The following is a 585-nucleotide window of genomic DNA, read 5'->3' as shown; positions in this document are numbered from 1 at the left end:
GTATTCTACAGATTCTTGAACCTATCTGTGAAGCTAAATTTAGTGATAGAAGCAATGGTTTCAGACCCAACAGGTCGGCAGAACACGCTATCGCACAAGCCTATGCGTTTATGCAAAAATCTCACCTACATTATGTTGTAGACATTGATATTAAAGGATTCTTCGATAATGTCAATCACAGCAAGCTGATAAAGCAGATGTGGAATATGGGAATACAGGATAAGAAATTGCTATGTGTAATAAAAGAAATGCTGAAAGCTCCGATTGTTTTACCCAATGGAGAAACAATTTATCCGCAGAAAGGAACACCGCAAGGTGGAATCCTATCTCCACTTCTTTCCAATATCGTTCTGAATGAATTGGATTGGTGGATAGCGAGCCAGTGGGAAAAACAGCCTGCACACAATATTCGTGACCATATTACGAAAACAGGTGCTGTCCATAGAGGACGAGCCTATAACGCATTCCGCAAATCAGGATTAAAAGAAATGCACATGGTAAGGTATGCAGACGATTTTAAGATATTTTGCTCTAATCGAAAGGATGCTAACAAAGCGTATGAAGCAACAAAAGCGTGGCTTCATG

Annotated in this window: 1 protein-coding gene; it reads left to right on the top strand. The window is 39.8% G+C overall.

Going from position 1 to position 585, the window contains the following annotated elements; genetic code table 11:
- Window positions 1-585: reverse transcriptase domain-containing protein (locus J5G60_RS18655; RefSeq protein WP_243139175.1), on the top strand; the 585-nt coding region annotated here is incomplete at both ends.

Source organism: Clostridium sp. HV4-5-A1G, from assembly GCF_900184915.1.
In the GTDB taxonomy this organism is placed as follows: Bacteria; Bacillota; Clostridia; order Clostridiales; family Clostridiaceae; genus Clostridium_B; species Clostridium_B aromativorans.
This window is presented reverse-complemented; position numbering and strand designations above follow the sequence as displayed.